Origin of the sequence: Planktotalea frisia, from assembly GCF_001890925.1 — a bacterium.
GTDB classification, from domain to species: Bacteria; Pseudomonadota; Alphaproteobacteria; order Rhodobacterales; family Rhodobacteraceae; genus Planktotalea; species Planktotalea frisia.
Genome location: NZ_MLCB01000113.1, coordinates 1 through 2732 on the forward strand (window position 1 = coordinate 1; position 2732 = coordinate 2732).

Below are 2732 nucleotides of genomic sequence, written 5' to 3' on the forward strand. Positions count from 1 at the left end.
CGGATCATGCGGTTAGCTGAATCGTTCTACGGTCAGACGTCAACCCGTCAAAAGTCGGGTGCTCGAGGACTCTGTGTATATGTTGGACTTGGACGAAGTCGCTCTCGCGGCAGTGGCGCTTGTTTTGAAAGTAGCGTGTTGCTCTGAACGCTGCGCATTTTGAGATCTGACGAACCTGACTGACGATTGAGCCTTCTCAATCAACGGACATGAAAGCTTCCATGACACATGAGAAGTTCAGCCCGCTACGTGAGCGGATGATCGAAGATTTGCGCATTCACGGGATGGGCGACAAAGCTCAAAAGGCCCACATTCGGGCGATCAAGCATTTCGCAGGGTTTTTGAAGAGGTCTCCGGATACGGCGACGCCAGACGATTTACGCGCCTATCGGTTACATATGACCGATCGCGAAGTGACGCCACCCACATACAATGCGCGGATCATGGCGTTGTGGTTTCTGTTCGGCAAAATCTGCGGTCGCGAGGATTTGTAGCGCTACATGCAGTTCCGCAGGCAGCCCCGGAAGTTGCCAACGGTGCTGAGCCTTGAAGAAGTTTCAGCGCTTCTTATGAAACAGGCCTTTGGGTATCTGAGGTCTGTTACCTCAAGGTCGCCGACATCGACAGCGACCAGATGCTGATTCATGTTGATGAGGGCAAAGGCAATAAGGATCGTAAGGTCATGCTATCGCCATGTTTGCTGGAATTGCTGCGCGATTATTGGTTTGAGGCACGACCGGCAAGATGGCTATTTCCTGGCAAACCCAAGATCAATCCGGTCTCATCGCGCCAATTGGGTCGGGCGTTCAACTCGACTAAACACCTTGTGGGTATTACGCGCCCCGCCACTTTGCATACATTGCGGCATAGTTTTGCAACGCATCTGTTGGATGCAAACGTTGATGTGCGCGTCATTAAAGTGCTGCTCGGCCACGCCAAGTTGAGTACAACGGCGCGCTACAGACATGTTGCCACCAAGACGATCCGTGACACGCCTAGCCTATTTGAAGCGCTCAAGAAGTTGAACGTACAGACACGCAAATATCGACGAGGGTAGAACGCAGCCGTTTGGCCAAGCCGAAGCGGGAGATCGCTGACATTTTTCGTGACCATGGTCCTGCGTGCCGGCTGAGATTGCGCGGATCGCCTATTGGAACAAGCGCGCCGTCTATGGTCTGCTGTTCCGCGCATCAGCTCAGACAGTATCCATAATCGCAGCCGATCTTAAACGTCTCGGCGCAAGGGTCGGCATGACCAGCGTGCTGCACACTTGGGGCTCGGCTCTCACGCATCACCCACACGTCCACATGATCGTCTCAGGTGGAGGGTTGTCTCGGTTGTTTCGACGCCTTTTTATCGAGGGGTTACTGGCTCTGCACCATGCAGGCGAATTGACCTTCTTTGGCGATCTGCTGGGGCTGTCCGATCCGCAGGCCTTCTCCGCATATCTCGCGCCACTGCGCAAAATAGAATGTGTGGTCATCGTGCCAGAGGCGCGTCTTCGACACGACGCCAAACCACCCTTCGGTGGCTCCGAGGCAGTGCTGGCCAGTTCAAAGCGCAAGGTTGATATTGCAAAAGTGCGCACGTTGCTTGGCGCACAGCCCCCCCCAAACTAGAAGACACGCCAGCCGCAGAAGTCGTCCCACTCACATTGCGAGAACCAGGCCCAGACTGTGGCGGCGCACTGTGCAACATCGAGACTTTCCGACGCGGCCAAAAACCGCAATCCCGCGCACCACCCCAAGAAGCCGCTGCATGACGAGACGCACGTCACCATCCAACGGCCACACCCTGAACAGCAACGCGTTCGAGGCCGATACCGGCTTGCCTGCAGCTCTATTTAAGATGCTCAATGTGCCTGAATTAGGTGAAATACTTCTCGTAAGAGAAGTTCGGGCACTTCAGAACAGTGCCAGAAAAACACAGCCTCATCATCTTGGATTGACTTTGGCAGGGCTCGCTTTACGCTTTTCCTATAGGGCTCATTTAGACCCCACGGCTTCCTCCTAGTCATGTTTCCCAACGCGGGCCACCGTCGCACTAAGACCTTAGCCTGCGCTCAGGCCCGCATCGAAAAACCTAAAACAATGCCGACCTTGCCTGCTGAGCAGTGAATGGCTGATATTTAACGTCCTGCATTCAGAAAACTCCTTTGTTTAAGATAAATGATAATTTCAGGTGATGAATCTTGGCCGGATACTTGAGAGTGCTCAAGTCAAGTGTGTAGTTAACTTAGAATTGGATGTGATCCGTGAAGCGCCCCGGTTTTACCGGAGACTGTTTAGTCCTCCTTAAGCGACTTTATCGAGCGCGTTCAGTTTTGCATAGTATGCCTCCTCTGCCTCAGTTGGTGTAATATATCCGATTGGTTCGAGCACGCGACGTGTAGCCTAGACAGACCCGCGGGACGCTTGCGCGGCTACTGTAGCTTGTCTCTGAGAGCTTCGTAAGGGGTCTGGCCGTTATGCGCGCCGTGCGGTCTAGCGAAGTTGTAGAAGCGCTCCCATTCGTCGAGTTTAGCCTCCAGATCGACGTCACCTTTGTAGCTGAGAAGTTGATAGAACTCCTGCTGATCGGAACGGTGGGATCGTTCGACTTTGCCATTGAGTTGAGGAGTGCCCCGTTTGATGTAGGCGTGCCTGATTCCGAGGTCTTCGACATGCCAATGGAATTTGAGCTATGACTGAATCTGGTGTTTGGGCGGTTTGAAGGTTGGCGGCGTATCTGGT

At 53.6% G+C, this 2732-nt stretch carries 3 pseudogenes; 2 read left to right on the forward strand and 1 reads right to left on the reverse strand.

The features are described from left to right. Nucleotides 1–221: 221 nt before the first annotated feature. Nucleotides 222–1057, forward strand: a pseudogene (locus PFRI_RS07675) (tyrosine-type recombinase/integrase). A gap of 64 nt (nucleotides 1058–1121) precedes the next feature. After that, a pseudogene (locus tag PFRI_RS21960) lies at nucleotides 1122–1762 on the forward strand (transposase); the annotation flags it as partial. A gap of 660 nt (nucleotides 1763–2422) precedes the next feature. On the opposite strand, the pseudogene PFRI_RS07685 reads toward PFRI_RS21960, so the two are convergent. Then, nucleotides 2423–2677, reverse strand: a pseudogene (locus tag PFRI_RS07685) (integrase core domain-containing protein); the annotation flags it as partial. Nucleotides 2678–2732: the final 55 nt, after the last annotated feature.